Annotated in this window: 20 protein-coding genes; 9 read left to right on the forward strand and 11 right to left on the reverse strand. The window is 44.1% G+C overall.

Going from position 1 to position 23,094, the window contains the following annotated elements; translation table 11 throughout:
• Positions 1–85 precede the first annotated feature (85 nt).
• The 3 genes from ftsX to ftsY form a co-directional block, all read right to left on the reverse strand.
• Entirely contained in the window at positions 86–1,051 is a 966-nt protein-coding gene (gene ftsX, locus L2740_RS06185; RefSeq protein ID WP_248949227.1) for a permease-like cell division protein FtsX, read from the reverse strand.
• 9 nt (positions 1,052–1,060) lie between these two features.
• A complete protein-coding gene (ftsE, locus tag L2740_RS06190) occupies positions 1,061–1,753 on the reverse strand; it encodes a cell division ATP-binding protein FtsE (RefSeq protein WP_248949228.1) in 693 nt (230 codons plus the stop codon).
• An 84-nt stretch (positions 1,754–1,837) separates the two neighbouring features.
• Entirely contained in the window at positions 1,838–3,793 is a 1,956-nt protein-coding gene (ftsY, locus tag L2740_RS06195) for a signal recognition particle-docking protein FtsY (RefSeq protein ID WP_248949229.1), read from the reverse strand.
• A 225-nt stretch (positions 3,794–4,018) separates the two neighbouring features.
• On the opposite strand from ftsY, the gene rsmD reads away from it, so the two are divergent.
• Together rsmD and L2740_RS06205 are read left to right on the forward strand one after the other, a co-directional pair.
• Positions 4,019–4,648 carry a 16S rRNA (guanine(966)-N(2))-methyltransferase RsmD gene (gene rsmD, locus L2740_RS06200; RefSeq protein ID WP_248949230.1) on the forward strand — a complete coding sequence of 210 codons (630 nt, stop codon included), beginning with the start codon at positions 4,019–4,021 and terminating at the stop codon, positions 4,646–4,648.
• Positions 4,649–4,933: a DUF1145 domain-containing protein gene (locus L2740_RS06205; protein ID WP_248949231.1), complete on the forward strand. Its 285-nt coding sequence runs from the start codon at positions 4,649–4,651 to the stop codon at positions 4,931–4,933.
• 307 nt (positions 4,934–5,240) lie between these two features.
• Here the strand turns inward: L2740_RS06205 and L2740_RS06210 are convergent, their stop codons facing one another.
• On the reverse strand, positions 5,241–5,804 hold the full coding sequence (locus L2740_RS06210; protein WP_248472219.1) for a NapC/NirT family cytochrome c: 564 nt from the start codon (positions 5,802–5,804) through the stop codon (positions 5,241–5,243).
• 392 nt (positions 5,805–6,196) lie between these two features.
• Here L2740_RS06210 and L2740_RS06215 point away from each other — a divergent pair, with 392 nt between their 5' ends.
• The 6 genes from L2740_RS06215 (at position 6,197) to L2740_RS06240 (ending at position 13,644) form a co-directional block, all read left to right on the forward strand.
• Positions 6,197–6,685, forward strand: coding sequence for a hypothetical protein (locus L2740_RS06215; protein ID WP_248949232.1), 489 nt, complete (start codon positions 6,197–6,199; stop codon positions 6,683–6,685).
• A gap of 215 nt (positions 6,686–6,900) precedes the next feature.
• Positions 6,901–7,320 (forward strand): DUF2057 family protein, encoded by a 420-nt coding sequence (locus tag L2740_RS06220; RefSeq protein ID WP_248949233.1) that lies wholly within the window; start codon positions 6,901–6,903, stop codon positions 7,318–7,320.
• Between the two features lie 117 nt (positions 7,321–7,437).
• Positions 7,438–7,863, forward strand: a complete 426-nt coding sequence (locus tag L2740_RS06225; RefSeq protein WP_248949234.1) for a hypothetical protein — start codon at positions 7,438–7,440, stop codon at positions 7,861–7,863.
• Between the two features lie 132 nt (positions 7,864–7,995).
• Positions 7,996–8,619 carry a heavy metal-binding domain-containing protein gene (locus L2740_RS06230; RefSeq protein WP_248949235.1) on the forward strand — a complete coding sequence of 208 codons (624 nt, stop codon included), beginning with the start codon at positions 7,996–7,998 and terminating at the stop codon, positions 8,617–8,619.
• 24 nt (positions 8,620–8,643) lie between these two features.
• Positions 8,644–10,491, forward strand: coding sequence for an efflux RND transporter periplasmic adaptor subunit (locus L2740_RS06235; protein WP_248949236.1), 1,848 nt, complete (start codon positions 8,644–8,646; stop codon positions 10,489–10,491).
• A 12-nt stretch (positions 10,492–10,503) separates the two neighbouring features.
• On the forward strand, positions 10,504–13,644 hold the full coding sequence (locus L2740_RS06240; protein ID WP_248949237.1) for an efflux RND transporter permease subunit: 3,141 nt from the start codon (positions 10,504–10,506) through the stop codon (positions 13,642–13,644).
• Positions 13,645–13,737: 93 nt separating this feature from the next.
• Here the strand turns inward: L2740_RS06240 and L2740_RS06245 are convergent, their stop codons facing one another.
• The 3 genes from L2740_RS06245 to L2740_RS06255 all read right to left on the reverse strand — a co-directional run bounded on the left by L2740_RS06245 (position 13,738) and on the right by L2740_RS06255 (position 16,304).
• On the reverse strand, positions 13,738–14,520 hold the full coding sequence (locus L2740_RS06245; protein ID WP_248949238.1) for a VOC family protein: 783 nt from the start codon (positions 14,518–14,520) through the stop codon (positions 13,738–13,740).
• A gap of 226 nt (positions 14,521–14,746) precedes the next feature.
• The gene (locus tag L2740_RS06250) at positions 14,747–15,970 is read right to left on the reverse strand and encodes an HlyD family secretion protein (protein WP_248949239.1); all 1,224 of its coding nucleotides are present in this window, start codon (positions 15,968–15,970) and stop codon (positions 14,747–14,749) included.
• Positions 15,963–16,304 carry an MFS transporter gene (locus tag L2740_RS06255; protein ID WP_248949240.1) on the reverse strand — a complete coding sequence of 114 codons (342 nt, stop codon included), beginning with the start codon at positions 16,302–16,304 and terminating at the stop codon, positions 15,963–15,965. The genes L2740_RS06250 and L2740_RS06255 overlap by 8 nt, the downstream gene beginning before the upstream one ends.
• Before the next feature lie 140 nt (positions 16,305–16,444).
• On the opposite strand from L2740_RS06255, the gene L2740_RS06260 reads away from it, so the two are divergent.
• The gene (locus L2740_RS06260; protein WP_248949241.1) at positions 16,445–17,473 is read left to right on the forward strand and encodes an AraC family transcriptional regulator; all 1,029 of its coding nucleotides are present in this window, start codon (positions 16,445–16,447) and stop codon (positions 17,471–17,473) included.
• Positions 17,474–17,508: 35 nt separating this feature from the next.
• Here the strand turns inward: L2740_RS06260 and mtr are convergent, their stop codons facing one another.
• From mtr to L2740_RS06280, 4 genes are all read right to left on the reverse strand, one after another.
• Complete coding sequence (gene mtr / locus L2740_RS06265) at positions 17,509–18,765, reverse strand: tryptophan permease (RefSeq protein ID WP_248949242.1); 1,257 nt, start codon at positions 18,763–18,765, stop codon at positions 17,509–17,511.
• Positions 18,765–21,188, reverse strand: coding sequence for a glycerol-3-phosphate 1-O-acyltransferase PlsB (gene plsB / locus L2740_RS06270; RefSeq protein ID WP_248949243.1), 2,424 nt, complete (start codon positions 21,186–21,188; stop codon positions 18,765–18,767). The genes mtr and plsB overlap by 1 nt, the downstream gene beginning before the upstream one ends.
• 998 nt (positions 21,189–22,186) lie before the next feature.
• Positions 22,187–22,654, reverse strand: a complete 468-nt coding sequence (locus L2740_RS06275; RefSeq protein WP_248949244.1) for a hypothetical protein — start codon at positions 22,652–22,654, stop codon at positions 22,187–22,189.
• Between the two features lie 32 nt (positions 22,655–22,686).
• The gene (locus tag L2740_RS06280) at positions 22,687–23,016 is read right to left on the reverse strand and encodes a hypothetical protein (RefSeq protein WP_248949245.1); all 330 of its coding nucleotides are present in this window, start codon (positions 23,014–23,016) and stop codon (positions 22,687–22,689) included.
• Positions 23,017–23,094: the final 78 nt, after the last annotated feature.

The following is a 23,094-nucleotide window of genomic DNA, read 5'->3' on the forward strand; positions in this document are numbered from 1 at the left end:
AAAATATTACACCTAGTGATAGGCAACGCAAATGAAACAAAGTTCATCTTTTAAGCAAATACGTATTATTGAGTCTAACCCGCTATTATGACGGTTCTATTGCTCTCAAATGCTGGCGTACAGAAAGGTATGAACCTAACCAGCCCAAAAACGAGGCCAACAATACTAACTGGCCAAGCTCTGCAATTGTCAGCGACTCCATTTGTAAACTACTACCATATAGACCAAGCAGCTCAGCTAATGCCGAGTCTAAATACCAGACTAATAAATTAATGATCACCCAAGCTAAGAAGCCGCCGATCACCCCATACCAAATACCTGTGTATAGAAATGGCCGCTGAATAAAAGCTTCAGTTGCGCCAACTAGCTTCATTACTTCAATCTCGGTGCGGCGATTCATAATGGCTAACCGTATGGTGTTACCAATCACCAATACCACTGCTAATACCAACAGCGCTGCAATAGCTAATACAGTGCGTTCAAGTAACTTAACAACAGCCTGTAATCGCTCTAGCCATTCGATATCTAAACGGCCAAAACTCACTTCCGGTTCTTGCTCGAGTTTGCGCAGTAACTCACGTGCACCAGCAGGGCTTGAGTACTTCACACTTGGGGTAACCATCACCACTGCAGGTAATGGATTAGAATCTAAATAAGATAAGGCTTCGCCAAAACCTGATAGACGCTGAAACTCTTCTAAGGCTTGATCGCGATTAATGTAATTAACGTTGCTGATCTCAGGATAAACATTAAGGCGTGTTATCAAACTTTGAATAGCGGTTTCACTGCGCCCTTCATCAATAAACAGTGAGATCTCAGCCGCGCTGTTCCACGACTCGGTAATGGTTTCGGCATTTTTGACTAACACTTGCAAGGCTGCCGGTAAGCTTAAGCTAACGCCCAATACTGCCATGGTCATAATTGATGATACCGGATTGCGCCATAGTTCGCCCATACTCGCCATTGCGTGTTGTATGTGACGAATAAAAAACATCACGATACGACCTGAAAGCGGTAGTTTACTGCGATTTAGTTGAGGTTGCTTACTCATCATTTATCCTCAATTAATACCAATAGGGTCGTGAGCGTTTAATTCTTCTGCGCCCAATACTCGCCCTTGCTTCAGAGTTAAAGTGCGATACTTCATCCGCGCAATTAAACCTAGGTCATGGGTAGCAATAAGCACAGTTGTGCCAGCATCATTAAAAGTTTCAAACAAACGTAGAATATCCATCGACAACTTAGGGTCTAAGTTACCGGTTGGTTCATCGGCAAGCAGTAAAGGTGGTTTATTCACAATCGCCCGAGCGATACCCACACGTTGTTGCTCACCACCTGATAGCATTATCGGGTTGTGACGCTCTTTACCATACAAGCCCACCATATCGAGTGCGCCAGCAACACGCTTGCGAATTTCACCAATAGAAAAACCTTCGATCATCAATGGCAAAGCCACGTTGTCGAAAACGCTTTTGTTCATTAATAGATGGTGGTTTTGAAAAATCATTCCAATATCGCGACGTAAGTAAGGCACTTGTGAGCGACTAACCTTAGCAATATCGTGACCATTAATAGCAACCCGACCGCCGTTTGCTCTTTCAATAACGGTGATCAGCTTAAGCAGCGTACTTTTACCCGCACCAGAATGGCCAGTCAAAAAGGCCATTTCACCGCGCTTTATATGAAAACTCACATCCGACAAGGCTTTTTGACCGCCGGGATAGACTTTACTTACCTGCTCAAATCGAATCATTGAATAAGATTTCTTGTTAGTTGGCATTAATAAAAGCACCCCGCAGGGTGCTTATCTTTCGGTCACGCTTGATATAAGCTAACGTTATTTCGCGTCTTTGTCGTCTTTTGTTTGACTAAACAAAGCTTCGATAAAGTCTTTAGCATCAAAGGTACGTAGATCATCAATCTGCTCACCTACACCAATATGACGAATTGGAATACCAAACTTGTCAGCAATAGCGAAGATAACCCCGCCCTTAGCAGTACCATCAAGCTTGCTAATCGTAATACCAGTAACGCCAACAGCTTCTTGGAATAACTGCGCCTGACTAATCGCGTTTTGACCCGTGCTTGCATCTAAAGTCAACATGACTTCGTGTGGTGCCGACTCATCTTGCTTTTTCATCACCCGAACAACTTTCTTCAGTTCGTCCATTAGGTGAGCTTTATTCTGTAAACGACCCGCTGTATCTGCAATAAGTACATCAACATTACGTGCGCGAGCAGCTTGCAGCGCATCGAATAATACAGATGCGCTATCCGCACCAGTATGCTGAGCAATAACCGGAATATCGTTGCGCTGCCCCCAAACCTGTAACTGCTCAACCGCTGCCGCGCGGAAAGTATCGCCCGCTGCCAACATCACTGATTTACCTTGCGCCTGATACTGCTTAGCAAGCTTACCAATGGTGGTAGTTTTACCCACACCATTTACACCTACCATTAAGATCACAAATGGACCTTCGGCGTTTTCTGGGATCAAAGGCACTGATACTGGATCTAGCGTTTTTTGCATCTCTTCACGAAGAAGGTCGTACAGGGCTTCACCGTCTTTAAGCTGTTTACGACTAGCTTGCTCTGTTAAACTTTTAATCAAACGAGTCGTGGTTTCAACGCCCACATCGGCGATTAATAACTGCTCTTCAAGTTCTTCAAATAGATCGTCATCGATCTTTTTACCGCTAAATAAACCAATAAAGCCGCTACCAATACTTTCACTGGTGCGCTTAAGTCCACGCTTTAAGCGAGCAAACAAACCTTCTTTGACTGGTTTAGCTTGTGGCTCAGGTTGCGCTAATTCAGCAGCTTGTTCCGCCGCAAGCTGTTCTGCTGCAATTCTGTCAGCTTCTGCCTGCTCTGCAGCAACACGTTCAGCTTCAATACGTTCAGCTTCAATACGTTCAGCTTCAATACGTTCAGCTTCAATGCGCTGTGCTTCCGCTTGCTCAGCAGCAATGCGTTCAGCTTCAAGGCGTTGTGCTTCCGCTTGCTCTGCAGCAATACGTTCAGCTTCAATGCGCTGTGCTTCCGCTTGCTCTGCAGCAATACGTTCAGCTTCGATACGTTGTGCTTCCGCTTGCTCTGCAGCAATGCGTTCAGCTTCAAGGCGTTGTGCTTCTGCTTGCTCTGCAGCAATACGTTCAGCTTCGATCCGTTGTGCTTCCGCTTGCTCTGCAGCAATACGTTCAGCTTCGATACGTTGTGCTTCCGCTTGCTCTGCAGCAATACGTTCAGCTTCGATGCGTTGTGCTTCCGCTTGCTCTGCAGCAATACGTTCAGCTTCGATGCGTTGTGCTTCAGCTTTTTCAGTGGCAAGACGAATTGCTTCAGCCTGCTCTTCTAGAATACGGACTTCAGCTGCCGCGGCCTGCTCTGCTGCAAATCTTTGAGATTCAGCCTGCTCTGCGGCAAAACGCTCCGCTTCAATTCTTTGTGTTTCAGCTTGCTCAGCAGCAACGCGCTCGGCTTCTAGTCGTTCTGCTTCAAGACGTTCAGCCTCAAGGCGAGCAGCTTCAATTCTTTGCGCTTCTGCTTGTTCAGCTGCAACACGCTCGGCTTCTAGTCGTTCTGTTTCAAGACGTTCAGTCTCAAGACGGGTAGCTTCGACTCTTTGTGCTTCAGCTTGCTCCTCAACTAGTCGTGCTTCCTCGGCAGCTTTTTCTGCCGCAAGCCTTTCCTGCTCCTGCTGTTCTTCTGCTAACTTTGCCGCTTCAGCAGCTTCCGCTTCTTCTTTAGACTTATCCCTGCGGAACCAGGAAAAAAAACCTTTCTTTGCCATGTGTTATACCGGTGCTCAAATAGCTGTACATAAATGCATTAGGGTGGAGGACGTTATATCAAAATCACACTAAAATTACGCTGGTAAAAACAGCAAAAAAACACATAGAGTCGATTCCACCTACTGCTTTTTACCATTTAGCTATGCTTTGATATAAAATAGCGCCCTTAATTCAGACGCCATAGTCTACCACTTTCTTTCATTAGGCAAAATCACGAGGACACCATGGTCAAAAAAAGACCTTCTAGCGGTCAAGTTAGGATAATTTCAGGCCAATGGCGATCTCGCAAATTGCCAATTCATGATCTTGAGGGCCTGCGCCCAACAACAGATCGTGTACGTGAAACACTATTTAACTGGATTGCCAACGATGTTCGCGGTTCTCGCGTACTCGATTGCTTTGCCGGCAGCGGCGCACTAAGTCTTGAATCCTTATCACGTTACGCCAGCTACGCTAAGATTTTTGAATTACAAGCTCAAGCAGCAAAACAGCTCGTGGCAAATCTGGCCACACTAAAATGCGAAAACGCTGATGTGATAAAGGGCGATAGCCTAGCCTTACTAGCCAATAAACCTGCCGAAGGTTTTGATCTGGTGTTTATCGACCCTCCGTTTCGAAAGTCTTTAGCAGAAAAAAGCATTGCTCTAATTGATCAGCACCAATGGCTTAAAGATGACGCATTGATTTACGTTGAAACAGAGAGTGAAATTAGCTTACTTAACGTCCCTGCTAGCTGGGAAATGCTCAAAGAGAAAAAAGCCGGCCAGGTGATTTATCGTTTATATCAATACTCGGCAGATACCGAAACGACTGAAGCCGATGATACTAGCGGCGATACTGAGGAAGAACAATAAATGAAAGTCATGTTAGTTTTAGGAAAGATTGTCACTGGTTTTGCTTGGCTAATGATGCTTTACAACCTAATTATACCTTTTGAAGGCAATATATCGGTGGTTCTCAACATTTTGTTTGCAATGACTATTTTTATGCATTGCTTTCAAACCCTCATTTTCCACACTATGTTTAAGCCACTGCTACAGCTGAAAAAAGCTGACTACTTGCAGGTCTTTCTATTTGGCGTATTTAGCCTGTTACAGTACCGTAAACGCGTGATGGATAATCAGGCTCAAAACGACTAATAACCAGACAAGATATATGAAGAAGCTGCAATAACGATTGCAGCTTTTTTGTTTTTAGGCCGGCATTTATGCCGTTAACTTGGCATATTTTATGTAGTTTTAGTAATTGATGGGCAAAAACCAAAGCTACATAAACATTCAATCCTGTTTGCTCATACCAACCTAACATAAACACTCTAGCTGCTTGCTTATCTTTGGAAGAGACAAATCGTAAAAACAAAAAAGCCCCAATAAAGGGGCTTTTAATGTTTTAACTTGCAGACGTTAAGTCTGGGTCGCTACTCGACTCGAGGCTTATGCCTGAGGATTATCCTTTTGGATAAACGTGAGCAACACCTTTGTGACAGTCTACACAAGTCTTACGCTTGTCTTCTTCTTTCTTGAAGTTATTAGCGTGCATTCTCTTCGCCATTTTCTTCATAGTTTCAGGCTGGTTCTCATAGATACGAGAGTGACAGTGCTGACAGTTAGCAGAGTCATTGCCTTTGAAGTACTTAAGCGCTAGATCAGCTTGTTCTTTACGGTTTTCATCCAACCACTCTTGAGTGTTGAAACCGTCGATTGTTAGGTAACCGTATAGATCTTTAGATACAATGATCTTCTTAACTAAGTACTTAACAGGGTTGTGTGGAAGGTGACAATCTTGACACTGTACCACGATACCAGCACTACCACCGCCGTGAGCAGACGCTAACACTTCATCTTTCAATGAGTGGTTGCTGTGACAGCTCATACAGAACTCATCTGTACTTGTTGCATGTAAAGTTTGTTGTGTAGCAAAGTAGCCTACAACACCGACAACGATACCGACGACTAACAGTGCCAGAATCGAATATTTTGCGCTGGGTTTAAATAGTGCTCGCCAGTTCATCACTCTTCTCCAAGTATTTAATTTTTTCTATCGATGAAAATGAACTTCATCTTAAATTTATGTGATCCATTATAAACTAGATCCTACTCATTGATCTGGAACTAAAAGTGCAAAATGAGACATGGCTCTAACTCTCTCATCTGAGTAGATTTTTGCTCACTTTATATGCACATTTACTAAAGCTACTCTAAAGCCTTGATTATCGCAAGGTTAATAGCCTATTCGATTGATAATATGGTAGTTTCAAACGATTTATTTGAAATTCTTTTAGATGTAAAAGTGAGGTATAGCACACATTTAAAATCAAAAATTTTGTGATTATTTGAAACTTTTTCAATAAATCTAAGGTCTTTATTTTTACAGCAACTTGATTGCAAAACTTAAGGGCTCACATGGGCAAGCAAATCGCATATTTGGCATTTTTTATCGCACTATTAGGGCAATTTATTTTAGCCCCTGCGATGGCTATGCCTAAATACTTATCCGCGAGCTCGCATACCCATACTCAACAAGATACTGCGACGCCTAAGTCACGACTAATACCCGCAGAGATAATACAAGCTCATGGGTTATCATTATCTCATACAGCTAATGATGATTTAGAGATGCTACAGCTTGCCAGCATTAACCCGTCTGATAATAATCCAGATTGCGATCCTCAAGCCGTTCAGCTTAGTCAGTTAACAATCGACTGCGATAAGGTTTGTGAGCAGCTAGCTGCAGGAAACTGCATCTCACATTGTGCTTCTGCGCCAGGCATTATTGACCACTCTCAACTTGCCATATCAATTCAAAGCTCTAGCAAAAGTATCCAAGCCAACTTTTGGTCACTACAAACTGTTGAGCTTGCATCTAAAAATCCCCCTCCGATTTACGCGTAAGGCTTACTTCAAGCGCGTTTAGGGGCTCATCTGTTAGCAACTTATCTGTTACTGAAAATACTCAACAGGTTAAAGCAATAGGTTAAGCGCCCTGCATGATCAAAATATTACGCCAGCACTACTACATTATAGTCGGTAGTTGGCGATAGCGTTTGTCACATCAAATAGCAAACTGGTGCCCGGCAACGCACAATTAAAATGTATCGGAGTTTATTATGAAAAAATTTATCGGCGTTATCGCACTATCATTAACTAGCTTTTTGTCTTCTGCCGCTTCAGTGTCTTTCCCTGAGTCAATTGATGTATTAACCCTCAATGGTCTTAGCCATGTCGATAGCCGCTATCTAGAGCTAGAAACTGGCCATAACCTTATAGAAGTAAGGTACAGCGACTTGTTTGAAAGCAGTGCTGAAGACTCAAACTGGGTTCGCTCTGAGCCCCTTTATCTATATTTAGATTTTGAAACTGCTAACAATTATCAAGCATTTACTCCAAGTATCGTTTCTGAAGAAGATGCATATCAATTTATCGATAACCCTACTATCCAGCTCAAAGACGGCATGGGTGGTGAAAGGCAAGTAAGCTTAATGACACATAGCCAGTTAATGGCGAAACTACTACTATCAAACCAATAGTCTTTACGACTAGAAAGTGAAGTTGATGACACATTGAACAAAGTAATTTGTGAAGTTTATCAATGTGTCAGCCAATTCCTATGGTAGACTTAACGAAGCTCATTATTTGGAAGCATCATGTTTAGCATCATCCGTCGTCATACATTAATAGCCATTACGCTACTCGCTTTGTTGAGTCAGCTAGTGCTATCTAATGGGTCGCTGATGGTTGCCAAAGCGATGGCAGATGACATGCCTATGATGAGCATGCAAGACGGTGCAGACTGTCACCAAGTAACAATGGACATCAATAATAGCGACGACGATTGCTGTGAGATTGAAGCTAACACGCAAGCGCTAGCAGAACACTCACCAAACTGCTGTAATGGCAGTGGTAGTTGTCAAAGTGATTGCAGCCATTGCTTGGTAATTTCTGTAACAGGTACTCTGTTTAGTGTGTCGCCTTGGCCGGGCTTCAGCACTTCCGAAATTGTTATGGCCACTCCTATGCCTCATTTCCACTCTATTTCATTGCCACAAGATTTAAGACCTCCGATTGCATAACTAGAGGCGCCTGTCTCTATGCAAGATAAAAAAATCGTTATTAATCTTAATCAGCAATTATTTAAGCCGTTAATTGTACTGCTGCTTGCTTCAAGCACAGCCATTCGGCCATCTGTAAGATGGAGTTGAGTTATGAAAACCCTTGTTAGTTTAGTCTTATCAGCCTTGTTAGTTTTGTCGTGGGTACCAAATGCATCAGCCAATGAACACCACCACGGTGCTCATAAAGGTCAACATGCAAGCCAGCACCAAGCCTATGCTTGCCCTATGCACCCAGAAGTAACTGGCAGTAAAGACGATTCTTGTCCTAAATGCGGTATGGACCTAGAAGTCGTAAAAGTTAATGCGACTGCTAAAGCCCATGCTCAAGATTGTGAGTCTTGCCCAAACAAAGGCAATTGTCCTAATAAAGCTAAGAAACATCACCATAAACATATGAGCAAGCATACCCATGCATGCCCTATGAACCCAGCTATTACAGGTCAAGCTGGCGACAGTTGCCCTAAATGCGGTATGGATTTAGAGCCAATTGCTAACCAAGCAGCTCACAAAAACTGCGACTCTTGCCCAAACCAAGAGTCATGCCCTAATAAAGCTAAGAAACACCACAAACATATGAGCAAGCATACCCATGCATGCCCTATGAACCCAGCTATTACAGGTCAAGCAGGTGACAGCTGCCCTAAGTGTGGAATGGATTTAGAGCCTATCGCAACTGGCGATAATGCTCACAAATCTAGTCACACGCATCACTAATATTTAGGGTGGAGATAAGGCATTATGAGTCTTTTTAAATCTAAAGTGGCAAGTCCACTAATCTGCGCACTAACGTTAACCATGGCAGTTACTCCACAAGTGAGTTTTAGCCAAAACTTAACCCCAAGCTCAGATACCAGCGAACAACATACTCATGCCCATCAGCATGAGTCTAAATACTACTGCCCAATGCACCCTGAAGTGACTAGCCATGAGCCGGGTCGCTGTCCTGAGTGCAAAATGTTTCTCGTCTCTGATCAAAAAAACACTGATGACAAAGAGACTGGCAACAAGCCTGCTGCTCATGTGGCTGTAGCAAACTACTACTGCCCAATGCATCCAGAAGTAACCAGCCATGAGCCGGGCCGCTGCCCTGAGTGCAAAATGTTTCTCGTCTCTGATCAAAAAAACACTGATGACAAAGAGACTGGCACCAAGTCTGTTGCTCATGCGGCTGTAGCAAACTATTACTGCCCAATGCATCCAGAAGTGACTAGCCATGAGCCGGGTCGCTGCCCTGAGTGCAAAATGTTCTTAGTTAAAGAAGAGGAAGAAGAAAGCGCAAACACCAAACCGCAAGCGCATTCGGCACATGTCAAAAACGAGCATGCAGGACACCAGCACAACGCTCAAACAGCAGCAAAAACTAATCAGGCCGACACTATATTGAGTCAGCCTAAGCCAGAGCTAATGCCTGCCGCACAAAGCAGCAGTGATGGCAGCGTAAAATACGTTTGCCCAATGCATCCACATGTAGTGTCTGATGTACCAAGCTCATGCCCAATTTGCGGTATGGATCTAGAAAAAGTCATTGTCGGCGGCGTGGCTGAAGAAGTGGTTGTCGGCGTATCTGGTGGTATGCAACAAGCTCTAGGTATGCGCAGTGAGCAAGTCAGTAAAGGCACTCTTTGGAAGCTGGTTAAAACAATCGGCACCGTTGAATACAATGAAAACAACATTGGCCATAGCCACACTCGCGTCAACGGCTGGATTGAAACCTTAATGGTACACAATGTTGGCCAACGCGTTAAAAAAGGCCAGTTATTATATGAGCTATATTCGCCTGAGCTGATTAATGCTCAAGACGATTATATGCAAGCAATGGACTACCTCAACCAAGATAAGAGTCGTGGTAAAGACCTGCTTCGTAAAGCACGCTTACGCCTCGAACTTCTTGGTGTCGACTCAGCAACAATCAAGCAACTAGAACGTACAGGCAAAACCATTTACCGCGTACCATTTTACGCCGAGCAAGATGGCTTTGTTAGCAAACTCACCGTGCGCCACGGCATGTATGTGCAACCCGGCGATACTCTTTTTGAAATTGTCGACTTAACCAGTGTTTGGGTTATTGCTGATGTATTTGAAAACGAGCAAAGTTGGCTAGAGGTCGGCCGTCCCGTTGAAGTAACGTCTGCGGCCCAAGGCTTGTTTGATTTAGAGTCAAATATTGACTACATCTATCCTGAACTCGATCCAGTCTCACGCGCTATGCGAGTCCGTATCAAACTGGATAATCCAGGAAAAGTGCTAAAGCCCGGTACCTTAGTCGATGTAAAACTGTTTGGTGGCCCTAAACGTGAAGTATTAGCGATCCCAACCGAGGCACTGATTTTAACTGGCCGTGAAAACCGTGTAGTAGTGCAGCGCAGCAATAACCAATTCGCCTCAGTGCCTGTTAAAGTCGGCATGATAGCTCAAGGTAAAGCCGAGATTATTGAAGGCTTAACCGAAGGCGATAAGGTCATTGTTTCAGGTCAGTTCTTGCTAGATTCAGAAGCCAGTATTCAAGGTAGTTTGCAACGCCTTAGCGGCAGTAATAGCAATACCACTGACGACGAAGCTGCCAACGATCCACACGCGCATCATTAACTGGAGGTCGTTATGTTAGCAAGAATTATTAGCGCCTCAATTAAACAGCGCGCCATGGTATTAGTGCTCACTGCAGTGATAGCTTTAATCGGCTATCAAGCAATGCGCATGACACCGCTCGATGCATTACCAGATTTATCTGACGTGCAAGTTATCGTCAAAACCTCTTATCCGGGCCAAGCGCCACAATTGGTAGAAGATCAAATCACCTACCCATTATCTACGGCCATGCTAGCTGTGCCCGGCGCAAAAACCGTACGCGGTTTTTCAATGTTCGGTGATTCATACGTTTATATTATCTTTGAAGATGGCACCGACATTTACTGGGCGCGCTCGCGGGTTTTAGAATATCTATCGCAAACCCAAGGCCAGCTGCCTGAAAATGTTACTCCCACACTTGGGCCCGATGCGTCTGGCGTTGGCTGGGTATTTCAATATGCCTTGGTTGACCGTAAAGGCCAACACGACTTGGCCCAGCTGCGCTCATTACAAGACTGGTTCTTAAAGCTTGAGCTGCAAAGTGTTTCAGGCGTATCAGAGGTGGCCACAATAGGTGGTATGGAACAGTCATATCAGATCATTGTCGATCCACACAAACTGGCGCTGTATCAGATTGATTTGATGACAGTGAAAAATGCCTTAGATAACTCTAACAGCTCCACTGGCGGCTCGGTGATTGAAATGGCCGAAGCCGAATACATGATCACCTCAACTGGCTATCGCCAAACACTGGCAGATTTTGAAGAGATCCCATTAGGGATCGTGTCAGAATCTGGCACGCCGGTATTAATGAAAGATGTGGCGCAGCTGCGTACAGGTCCAGCCGCACGCCGCGGTATTGCAGAGCTTGATGGTGAAGGCGAAGTGGTTGGCGGTATCGTTGTGATGCGCTACGGTGAAAACGCCCTTGCAACCATTAACAACGTTAAACAGAAGCTCAGCGAAATTGAAAACGGCTTACCCGATGGCGTTGAGCTAGTAATCACTTACGATCGCTCAGAGCTTATTCTCAACTCCGTTGATAACTTGATGCACAAAGTGCTCGAGGAGATGCTAGTTGTCGGCGTGATCTGTCTAATCTTCTTACTCCATGCTCGCTCAACATTAGTGGCAATTATCTCGCTGCCTATCTCGATTCTGATTAGCTTTATCATAATGAACCTAATTGGCGTCAACGCTAATATTATGAGCTTAGGTGGGATTGCGATTGCGATTGGCGCCGTGGTAGATGCCGCGATTGTAATGGTGGAAAATACTCACAAACACCTTGAGCATTACCGTGAGCAACACAATGGCGCAACCCCAACTGGAGAGGCGCACTGGGACTTAGTACGTAAAGCCTCGATTGAGGTTGGGCCGGCGCTATTTTTCAGTCTACTGATTATTACCTTAAGCTTTGTGCCTGTGTTTGCCTTAGAGGCGCAAGAGGGGCGTTTATTCCACCCTCTTGCTTTCACTAAGACCTTTGCCATGGCAGCTAGCGCCATCTTGGCTATTACCCTAATTCCAGTATTAATGGGTTATTTTGTTCGCGGGAAAATTCCCGATGAACGTAAAAATCCGCTTAGCCGTTTGCTGATTGCTATTTATGAGCCGACGTTACGCTTAGTACTGCGCTTTCCCAAAATCACCATCCTGTTAGCGATAATGACCTTAGCCAGTGCGCTATATCCAATGAGCAAGATGGGCAGCGAGTTTATGCCAGAGCTTGAAGAGGGCGACTTGCTTTACATGCCAACCACTTTGCCAAGTGTCAGTGCTGGTAAGGCTGCTGAAATTTTGCAGCAAACCGACAGGTTAATTAAAACCATTCCAGAGGTGAAACGCGTGTTTGGTAAAGTTGGCCGCGCAATGACGGCAACCGATCCTGCTCCACTCACCATGCTAGAAACTACTATCATGCTTAACCCTAGAGACACTTGGCGTGAAGGCATGACGCTCGAAGGTATCATCGCGGAGCTACAAAAAACCGTAAAAGTGCCCGGTATGACTAACGCTTGGGTGCAGCCAATTAAAACTCGTATCGATATGCTTTCGACGGGCGTACGCACACCTGTGGGGATAAAAATTTCTGGCGCGGATATCGACGAGTTACAAAGAATTGGTACCGAAATAGAAGCTGTTGTTAGCAAGCTTCCCGGCACGACATCAGCATTTGCTCAGCGCACAACTGGCGGCCGTTATATTGATATTGAGCCCAACCTTAAAAACGCTGCCCGCTACGGTATGACCTTAAAAGACATACAAGACGTGGTGCAAATGGCAATTGGTGGTATGAAGGTCGGTCAATCTATTCAAGGGCAAGAGCGTTACCCGATTAACATTCGTTATCCACGGGAACTACGCGACAGCATTGAAAAGCTAGAAGACTTACCGGTACTGACCAAAACGGGTAAATACTTACCTTTAGGTAATCTTGCTAGCATTACGATTAGTGATGGTGCGCCCATGCTAGCCAGTGAAAATGGCCGCTTAATCAGTTGGGTATTTGTCGATTTGAAAGATATTTCAATTGGTGAATACATAACAACTGCCAGAGCCGCGCTAGATGAGCAAATTACATTGCCAGCGCGTTACAGCTACACCTTTGCCGGTCAATACGAATATATGCAGCGCGTAGAAGCAAAAATGCAGCTAGTCGTCCCCTTGATGCTAGCAGTGATCTTTATGCTACTGATGATGACCTTTAGCTCATTTACACAGGCTTCTGTCATCATGCTTAGCCTGCCGTTCTCGCTAGTAGGCAGTGCTTGGTTGCTATTCTTGTTAGACTTCAACTTCTCGGTCGCAGTCTCAGTGGGAATGATCGCCCTTGCAGGTGTAGCCGCAGAGTTTGGCGTTGTTATGCAGGTTTACCTTAATAACAGCATTAAAGAGCGTAAAGAAGCGGGTCTACTCAGCAAGCGTAGTGATTTAAGTGAAGCGCTTATTCACGGCGCAGTAATGCGTATTCGTCCTAAAGCGATGACAGTCGCAACCATCTTCTTTGGTCTACTGCCCATCATGTGGGGTAGTGGTACTGGTAATGAAGTAATGCAAAAGATTGCCGCACCTATGGTAGGTGGCATGGTCACAGCGCCATTGCTGTCATTATTTGTTATCCCAGCGATTTACTTACTGATCTACGGCAGAAAGCTCAGCCAAGGTAAGTAAGCAGGTTTTATTAAAATGGGTAGCCAATTGGCTACCCATTTTTTATTTCAATGCCATCTAGTACGCTATTATTCAGGCTCTACCTCTAAAGCTCTAAACGCCCATGCGCAGCTCTATAATTGAGAAAAAACCACCGTCGGGATCATTGATCACCGCGAATCGTCCCACATTAGGAATATCCGTCGGCGGTACGCACACCTTACCGCCAAGCTCAGTGACTTTGGCAGCTTTATCATCACAACTATCAACTGTGAAGTACAACATCCAATGCGCTGGCATATCGCCCCACTCTGCAGTCATCGCCATCATACCACCCACATCTTGGCTACCGACTTGCCATTCGGTGTAGTTCATCCCCTCCATGTCACTATCTCGATGGGCCCAGCCAAATACATGGGAGTAAAACAGCTTAGCCTGCTCTGGTGTACGGCACGCCAGCTCTACCCAACACATGGTATGCGGCTCGCCAGCTCGCTTAGCACCGATATGGTTATTAGCTTGCCACAAAGCAAAACGCGCGCCTTCAGGATCTCTTATCACCGCCATGCGCCCAGCCTCGCCCACATCATGAGGCCCAATAATCACAGTACCACCAGATCCAGTAACATCGACGAGTGAGGAGTCTAAATTCTCAACCGCAAAATAGATTGTCCATTGGGTTATTTCACCGTTTTGCGCCATTTCATCGGGGATCTGGTACATGGCGCCAATATCATCCTCTTCAATAGTCAGCATGCTATACGTGCCCTCAGGGATTGGCATATCCACAATATCCCAATCAAATAAGCCACGGTAAAATGCCTTACTGCTTTCAATCTTCATCGAGGCGAGCTCAGCCCAACATGGCTGGCCTTGAAAATACTGGTCAACTTTCATCGCAATCACCTTTTAGATCATATTGCATTGAGTTAAGACCGAGATCCGCTAACTGTCCAACTAAAAATCCAGCCTATTTTGTTAGCAATAACATTACTGTGGCTCGGCGATAATTGAGTCTATAGTGAAAACGAAAATAGCCCCATTAGGGGCTATTGATAGTCTCAACCTTGGTGCTTAATTGAATCGAACGATTTATCGATTCAATTGCCTCGAAACATTTAGGCTAGATACTGTAGAAGTAGTAGATTTGCGATTTCATTCTAATAACAATACCACGAATTACGTCCAAGAAAGCCAAGAACTCAATCGGTTTAGTTCCAGAGATCCACGCTAAACCTACCGAGCCAACCGGAATGTCATAGTCAGCAGACTCACTCAGTTTTAACCTAACAAAATGATGCTTGTTGTTAAGGTTCTGCCCTGTGGTTTGCCTAACATTATCGTCTATAGCCAATAATCGCCCTTGCGATTCTCCAGTCGCCTCCACTATGCCTTCAACTTCGGCGCGAAACACTTTGCCTGGATACACAGCTGAAGCAAACTCAGCCTGCTGGCCAACCTTAACGTTACGAATTGCCTGATGATTTACCCGCATTAGTACATACTTTTCATTGGTATACATCTGCATTCGCGGTGCTACGCCAACATACTGACCTTCACGCATAATAAAGTTAGTTACGTAGCCGTCGGTTGGAGCGTACACCTTAGTGTTATCTAGATTCCATTGCGCCTGTGCCACATTCTCATGCTCACTATTTAAATCAGCTTGGCGACTTTCAACCGCTAGACGCGACTTTTCAATGTTTAGCAGCGCAGTATGCTCGGCCATTTGCGCCTTTTCTATTTGAGTGCCATAAGTGTTTACTTGAGCCTGCGCCAAATCCACCGCTGTTTGCTGCTCATCTAACTGGCTTTTGGTAATAGTGTCTGGTACCACACGATTTTGCTCTTTATAGCGCGCTAAGGTGGTTTGCTTCCACTTCAGATCTTTTTTAGCAGCATCTAGCTGATTTGTTGTAATACTGACATCAGCAATTGCAACTTGATGTTGTTTCTCTGCTAGCTTCACATCTTCAGTCGCTAGCGAGAGGTTTACCTCAGCACTTTGTTGCGCGACTAATGCCTTGTTCAATGCAATTTGATAAGGCTCTGGATCTAAGTCATAAATCAACTGACCTTTAGTTATCTGTTGATTCGGTTGGATATAGATATTTTCGACTTTGCCTTTAATCTGCGAGTTGGCTGGGCGCAGCTGAATATGCGGTGACTGCACCAAAGAACCACCGGATAAATCCATTGGAGTGTAATTGAGTAGCCCCACCCAAACAAACATCAACCAGCCAGTACCACCTAAATAAGCAAATGCTTTGCTATAAGTGTTCCAAGGCATACCAACTAAACGCAGTAGGTAAATAAATAGCGCCCAAACTGCTAAGCCTTCAAGCATTATTCTTCTCCTCTGTTGCTGCAACTTGTTCTATATTTGGCTCTTTCTCGCGCCACACATCTCTAATTCGCCGTAATGCTTTTTCACCATCGACAAATGCCACCATAACTGCGATTACCCAAACCCAGTGCCATATAAACCCTATCCAGGTGAGCGCGGTGATCAACCCTATTTGATGGTGTTGCTCCCTATGAGCTTTATTGATTGGCATTTCATGGATTTTCCAAAAACCGAATGCAGCAGCGGCAACAGAGAGCACCATGACCACAGCAGCCACGCCATGCAGAGCAGTGTCTACGCCTGAATCAACGAATGGCATACTGAATAAACTCATAGGTATCAACCTCGAAAATAGATGTTTTGGAGCACTATTTTGACTTGTAGTGGAGCAAGAACAAGATCGAATACACTTATGTATCATATAGGCGCTCTTTATGATTCAATGAGGTAAATTTACTTTGGGGGGCTTGGGAAATGTTGCTTAATACCGCCTTTATACGTTCTTGCTATATCGCGCCTATTTTCACTGGCATTTACGCGAAATATGGCATTAGTCTCGACGATATCGGCATCCCTAAACAGTTGATGCAAGAGCCTATGATGCTGATCCCTTTTACTGAAGTATCACAATGGTTTGAGCAAATAGAGCGCCTCAGTGGGGATGCTGACTTTATGGTGAAAATTCAGCAGCACTTAACGCTGTCAGCCCCAGAGATCCCCGGTAACTGGTTTTTGAGCGCCCCCGATCTCGCCATCTCGTTTAGGCGAATTAACCATGGCGTAAATTGTTTTCAGTCAGGTGCTAGCTATTATGCTCAGCAATCAGGAAAGATATTAAAGTGGTGCTACAGCAATGATTTTGCCAAGGGAAAAGCACGCTCCCATGACTCACTAAGGGTTGCGTTCACGCTATTTAATGCCATCAAGCATTATGTTGGTGATGGCAATAATCTGCTAAAAGTTAGGCTCAGTGGCCCACCGATTCAACAACAAGAAACCGAACAATTATTTAATTGTCCTGTGGTGTGGAATGCGCCGCAAACCGAGCTATGGCTGAGTATTGACGACCTATTAATGTCGACGGACGATTACACCTATGCACCTGAGCCACTCACTGCGTCAATTCCGTTATCGCAACTGGAAAACTTCTTAAACATTCCACAACCAACTGATACGCCCAAAGTGCTTTATGAGATGGTGAATTATTCGCGCTATTACGGCTTACCTAATGTCGATAAAGTCGCGGCACTATTTGGGATCTCAAGACAACAGCTGCAAAGACGACTACAAAAACTGGGTTTTACCTTTACCTATCTATCGGGCTATATCCAGTGTAATCAGGCAATAAAATATATGCTAGAAGGCATGGATATTGACGAAATAGCCCTACGACTAGGCTACAGCAATAGCCATAGTTTTAGTCGCTCGTTTACCCGCTTTCGTAGGCAAACACCCACTCAATATTTGGCTAAGCTAAACCTACAAAGCAAAAAGCCTCTTTAAGTAAGAGGCTTTTTAATTAACTCGCTAAAATGGCGTTAACCGTAAACAGGCAATATCCCAGCCATAGCAAGTAAGTGGCATGCGCCAGTTACTAAACCAAATATAATCACAATGGCAATTAATGGCGTACCGCCAGGTACTTTAAAGCTATCGCTTTCAGCAAACATTTGACGTGACTTATAAGCCATCATCGCAGGTACAATCGCCGCCCAAATTGTAGCTGCCAGCGCAGCAAAACCAATTGCGATTAAGAATCCATTCGGGAACAAAATACCTAAAACCGTTGGCGGAATAAAGGTAACCGCTGCAGTCTTAAAGCGGCCAGTACGTGACTCATCAAAACCAAATAAATCGGCTAAATAGTCAAATAATCCTAAGGTCACGCCCAAGAATGACGAGGCTACAGCTAAGTTAGCAAACAGAGTTAACATAGTGTTTAACCAGCTATTGGCCATTACATCAGACAAAGCACCAACCAGCACCCCCATATTACCGCCCTCGGCAATAATATCGACAAACTGACTACGTGGAATATTGCCCATGGTCGCCATTAACCAACAGCTATAGATTACAAGCGCGATAAAAGTACCAATAAACAATGCTTTGATAATTGTCTTTGGCTCTTTGCCATAGTACTTAACTAGGCTTGGCACATTACCGTGATAACCAAAGCTCGCAAGACCAAATGGCAATGCCGCTAACAAATATGGTGCGTAGCTTTGCTCGCCATCAGGCATAAATAGTTTAGCCGTGTCGATATCAATCAGCAAGTTACCAACCGCAAGGAAGAAGGTAATGATCATACCGCCAAGCATTACAGTAGTAATTCTATCTACCGCCTTGGTACTAATCACCACAATCGCTGCCAACACACCTGCAAACACAAGGCCTGCAACGCTCTGAGGTAAGTTAATCCCTAAACCTTCTAGGCTGTGGTTCACAATCGATCCACCGCCACTTATGTAAGCGTAGGTCAAAATATACAGTACAAAGGTAATTGATAAGCCATTCACCAAGCGCCAAAATTGGCCTAAGGTTTCTTTAGTTAACGTATCAAAACTGGCACCCGGCTCAAAATGCAGGTTGGTTTCCAGTAGCATCAAACCTGACACCAACATACAGAACCAGATACCCACTAACATCAGCATTGAGTAGCCAAACCACATTCCGGCGCCAACAACTGGTAGCGAGAACATACCCGCACCAACAGTTGTACCCGCAATGATCATAGCTCCGCCTAATAGCGACTTACCTGCAGCTTTGTTTTTAGCTGCATTCATATGATTTGCCATTAAGCTTTTTGCTCCGCATGAACACTATCTACGATAGTTTGTCTTACTGACGAGCGTAACAACAAGTTGGCTCTCTCTTTAATACGTTTGATATCCGCGCACCCTTCGCTATCAACTAGGTAACCTAGTTCTTTTAATTTGACGCTCAGCGTAGCGTATAGCTTCTTGTCGTAAAACTCTGGCGCTGTAATACCGTGAAGCGCGCCCAATCTTTGCGCCAAACGATGACTGTCTTTCTCAAGCTCTGAACGCTCCATATTTGGCTTAACCTCAAGTAGGTTAAACAAAATAGCGTAACGCTGCATGGTTTCACTAACAGTGCCAGATAGCAGTAATAATTGATTAATTTTGCTATCTACAACTTCAAAGTGCTCAGCTTCAACCACTAAACCTTGAGCTACAAAAATGTCTAAGATCTTGTTGGTGTATTCTGCAGGATCATCGATCCCCATAAACAATTCAGCTTCAAGCAAAGGATAGAAATCATTAACGATACAAATAACATCTTCACGGCTGCAGTTTTCTTTACGCAGCAAACAAGCTGCGATTAAAGACGGCAGTACCATTAAGTGAATAATGTTGTTGCGATAGTAAGTCATCGTAATCGCAATACTTGGGTCGATAGAGATAATATCGCCAAGTGGATCGCTTTCAATTTGTAGCTTTTTAAGCTCTAAACCTTGTGACACTAGGTCGTGACCACTACCCTCTGGAACTGAGGTATAAGCGGTATATGGCTGCTCTTTTAATAGCGTTAAATACAGATCTAACTGCTTATCTAATTGCGAGCGCTCAAGTGCATTTTGCTCAGATGCCAACAACACCATGCTGGTTAACGTCACCGAGCTTACCGCTGCAGCGTCGTTAATGTTGGTCATTACGCGGTTAGCCAAGTTATTAACCACTGGAGTTAACCAGCTTGGCTTAGCATCTGGCTCGTTTGCCACTTCTTCACGCCAGTTTGGCGCCTGCTCATTTAAGAAGCTATGCAGTGTAATTGGCTCACCAAAGTTTACATAGCCTTGACCAAAGTTACCTAGCTTGCGGATAGCACCAAATACTTGCCAAACAGACTCTTTCTTTTTCTTCTTACCACTTAGCTCTTTGTGGTAAGTCGCAACTTCCATTACATGGTCATAGCCTAAGTACACTGGCACTAAAGTTACTGGACGCTCAACACCGCGCAATACACTGTTTAGTGTCATCGCCAACATACCGGTTTTAGGTGCAAGTAAACGACCTGTACGTGAGCGGCCACCTTCAGTGAAATACTCCACAGAGTAACCTTTAGTAAATAGCTGATCTAAATACTCACGGAACACTGCAGTGTAGAGCTTATTACCGCCGAAACTGCGGCGAATAAAGAAAGCACCACCACGGCGGAACGCTGGGCCAGCAGGCCAGAAGTTAAGGTTAATACCGGCAGCAATATGCGGTGGCACCATACCTTGATAATAAAGAATATAAGACAATAACAGGTAGTCCATGTGGCTACGGTGACACGGTACATATACAATTTCGTGACCGTCGTGGTGCAGCTGTCTAATCTGCTCAGCACCTTTAATATTGATGCCTTTATAAAGCTTGTTCCAAAGCCAAGTTAAGAAACGCTCGGCAATACGCACTAAGCTATCAGAATAATCTGCGGCGATTTCGTCTAAATACTCCATCGCTTTAGCGCGGGCTTCAGATTCAGAAATTTTCTTGCTTGCCGCTTCTTCTTTAATCGCCTTGGTAATAGAGTCAGATTTAAGTAGCGAGTGGAATAACGCTTGGCGCTTAGGTAGTTGTGGCCCAGTCATTACCTTACGTTGACGCTGGAAGTGCACTCTTGCAACACGAGCAAGCTTTTGCGCAATGCGCTTATCTGTACCGTGCTCATCGGCCATGTAACGCAGCGAAACTGCATTAGAAAACTGGACAAAGTTATGACGGCCTAAGAATAAAATCATCAAGCACTTACGCAACCACGTTGGGTTTTGGCGTTCAAGTACCGCTGCACGCATAGTGTCGTCTTCTTTACCCGGAGTACGCCCCCAGTAAAGGCTAACTGGCACTAACTGAATATCGAGTTCGCGATTTTGCTTATGTACACTCAGCAGGCGCTTGAAGCAATCAAGATAAGGCTCGCCACCTTGCCTTTTACCAAATAGCGGCTTACTGCCTTCTAAACAAACGACTCTAGGTGCTTTAACACCGTTAACCTCTAAGTCTTCATAAGGGCTCGGCAAACCTAGCTTAGTCGTCATTTCGCTAAGTGCAGCAATGTCACTGACAGATTCAGTTTTCATTACGTAAGCTAGTGGCTTACTTGGATCAAGATTGAGATCGTCAAATGGATCGTGAGGCACCACAATCGTGTGCACCAATTTGCGCTGTATCCAGCGTAAAGATTTAAACCAAAGTGAGTCTTGTTTGGACATGTTTATATGCAATGTTAGTCGCTTCTAATAAGGCGCTAGAATACCAGATATTTAAATCCTTTGCGCGATTGTATTACCTACGCGAATAATCTTATCAGTCTATTTATAGAACAATGACTTAGTATTTAAAAAGTCGATAACTCAGTGATTAACTAGGATTAAATCGCGTTCATACCAGTTTAATCTAAACACCAGGGTTCATTCTGAATAAAATCAGATTTAACTTATATATGGGATCCAGTTTCAAGTGAAATTCCCCCTAATATGAAATCAATAAGTTAAGGGGCGAAATCCAGATAGGCACATAGACTTGATCCGGGATAATGTGAAATTTGCCCCCAGAAATCCAGCCAAAATGAAACTCTCAATTTCAGCAAATTACAGGCCTCATTTAGAGGTAAGCACGAGGCATGGGGTAGATCTTAAATGTAGCAGAGAATTTTAGTATTAAACGGAAAATGTTTAGTCTGTAGAGACTCAGAAAAAGGGGGGCAAAGACGCAGAGATACTCGCTATTGAGACAAGAGTAATTATAGGCACTCTGTAATACAGCTAAACTAAGCAGTGCTTTCTTACAGCTCATATAACTCTATGAAGTGGTAAGTCCCTAATTTCTTAGACACTTAACTGAACCACTAGAGCAGAGACTATGGGCTTTCCTTTGCGAAAAATGATGTAAATAAACTTCCTAGCTATCTCGAATATTTTCGTTTTAACTCTGCTAGCGTTGTAGGTTTAATTTCGAGATCAAGCCCTTCATAAGACACGCTCACTTTAAAGTTTTGCGGATTCGGGACAAATAGGCGATTAGTTTTGGGGGTGTTTGCTTTAGTCTTCTTGTTATTCATAAGTATACTCTTCGAATGCTGACATTATCATTTTAAGACTCTGCCGCCCAACACTCCAAATACATCACGAAAAAAGGCGTAAGAGCATGATGATAAGTGAGAAAAAAGAAGGTTAGCTTTGCCTAATCGCAATCAGCTAACCTTCTTGAGTTACAACACCTTTCCTGGTGAGCAGCGTAGCTCGAACGCTAACCTTGATGAATTAGACAAAACAGGCGGTTGCGTGATTTGCAATATCTGCTTGAGCTGAGAAGGTGATTTCGACTTAAACCAATCCACCTCAAACTGCCTGATAGCTTCAATTAACAAAGGGGAACGCTTGAATATATGTAGCTTACTTTTACCTTCCTTTGGATTCTCTATTGGCTCAATCCCGTGGTTTAACAGGTATGAGTAAAGGCTCGATTTGGGGTACAACTCTTCAGCACACCACTTATCCAGCAAGATATACTCATCAACAAACTGCTGAATACTGGTAGGTTCAAACTTCACACTCTTGCGGCTAACGGCGACTTTTTGCCATTCAAAGATGTCAGCCATTATCTGAATTTTGATGGGTTGAACATTAAAGTATTTTGTTAACTCTGGTAAGCCCCGAGTTTTATGGACAGATTTCACCTAAGGTTCTTTCAATAATTAAAACTTCACCTTTAAATACAGCCATCCCAAATATATGAAAGTCTAGACATTTCTTTTCCTTTAAACTCCCATTTTCCATATTCTCGTATATCTGTATCGTTCCAAAGTCGAATTGTATCTGCAGAAATTGAAACCTTATCCTGGTCTGCCATGTACGATCTAGTCCAACCTTCACCATTGGCTTTATATGATATTGAGCCCCAATTGCCATACATAGTCGCAAGAGCTTTCCTTACTCCATGTTGTTTCGACACATAAGTACCGCAGTAATATAATGTATCATCACTGTAAGAGTATGGTGATAATACAACCAACAAACCTAATATTAATGCTCTCATCATTTACCTAACAACCCAACCAACCTTTACGCTAATAGGTTCCCATTTTATTCTTACTATGGCTGTTTCTGGAGCTGATTT

Source organism: Shewanella pneumatophori (assembly GCF_023283895.1).
In the GTDB taxonomy this organism is placed as follows: Bacteria; Pseudomonadota; Gammaproteobacteria; order Enterobacterales; family Shewanellaceae; genus Shewanella; species Shewanella pneumatophori.

Excerpts from the sequence above, each read along its gene's own strand:
- ftsX (WP_248949227.1), bottom strand. The coding sequence starts at position 1,051 with ATGAGTAAGCAACCTCAACTAAATCGCAGTAAACTACCGCTTTCAGGT.
- ftsE (WP_248949228.1), bottom strand. The coding sequence starts at position 1,753 with ATGATTCGATTTGAGCAGGTAAGTAAAGTCTATCCCGGCGGTCAAAAA.
- ftsY (WP_248949229.1), bottom strand. The coding sequence starts at position 3,793 with ATGGCAAAGAAAGGTTTTTTTTCCTGGTTCCGCAGGGATAAGTCTAAA.
- rsmD (WP_248949230.1), top strand. The coding sequence starts at position 4,019 with ATGGTCAAAAAAAGACCTTCTAGCGGTCAAGTTAGGATAATTTCAGGC.
- L2740_RS06205 (WP_248949231.1), top strand. The coding sequence starts at position 4,649 with ATGAAAGTCATGTTAGTTTTAGGAAAGATTGTCACTGGTTTTGCTTGG.
- L2740_RS06210 (WP_248472219.1), bottom strand. The coding sequence starts at position 5,804 with ATGAACTGGCGAGCACTATTTAAACCCAGCGCAAAATATTCGATTCTG.
- L2740_RS06215 (WP_248949232.1), top strand. The coding sequence starts at position 6,197 with ATGGGCAAGCAAATCGCATATTTGGCATTTTTTATCGCACTATTAGGG.
- L2740_RS06220 (WP_248949233.1), top strand. The coding sequence starts at position 6,901 with ATGAAAAAATTTATCGGCGTTATCGCACTATCATTAACTAGCTTTTTG.
- L2740_RS06225 (WP_248949234.1), top strand. The coding sequence starts at position 7,438 with ATGTTTAGCATCATCCGTCGTCATACATTAATAGCCATTACGCTACTC.
- L2740_RS06230 (WP_248949235.1), top strand. The coding sequence starts at position 7,996 with ATGAAAACCCTTGTTAGTTTAGTCTTATCAGCCTTGTTAGTTTTGTCG.
- L2740_RS06235 (WP_248949236.1), top strand. The coding sequence starts at position 8,644 with ATGAGTCTTTTTAAATCTAAAGTGGCAAGTCCACTAATCTGCGCACTA.
- L2740_RS06240 (WP_248949237.1), top strand. The coding sequence starts at position 10,504 with ATGTTAGCAAGAATTATTAGCGCCTCAATTAAACAGCGCGCCATGGTA.
- L2740_RS06245 (WP_248949238.1), bottom strand. The coding sequence starts at position 14,520 with ATGAAAGTTGACCAGTATTTTCAAGGCCAGCCATGTTGGGCTGAGCTC.
- L2740_RS06250 (WP_248949239.1), bottom strand. The coding sequence starts at position 15,970 with ATGCTTGAAGGCTTAGCAGTTTGGGCGCTATTTATTTACCTACTGCGT.
- L2740_RS06255 (WP_248949240.1), bottom strand. The coding sequence starts at position 16,304 with ATGAGTTTATTCAGTATGCCATTCGTTGATTCAGGCGTAGACACTGCT.
- L2740_RS06260 (WP_248949241.1), top strand. The coding sequence starts at position 16,445 with ATGTTGCTTAATACCGCCTTTATACGTTCTTGCTATATCGCGCCTATT.
- mtr (WP_248949242.1), bottom strand. The coding sequence starts at position 18,765 with ATGGCAAATCATATGAATGCAGCTAAAAACAAAGCTGCAGGTAAGTCG.
- plsB (WP_248949243.1), bottom strand. The coding sequence starts at position 21,188 with ATGTCCAAACAAGACTCACTTTGGTTTAAATCTTTACGCTGGATACAG.
- L2740_RS06280 (WP_248949245.1), bottom strand. The coding sequence starts at position 23,016 with ATGATGAGAGCATTAATATTAGGTTTGTTGGTTGTATTATCACCATAC.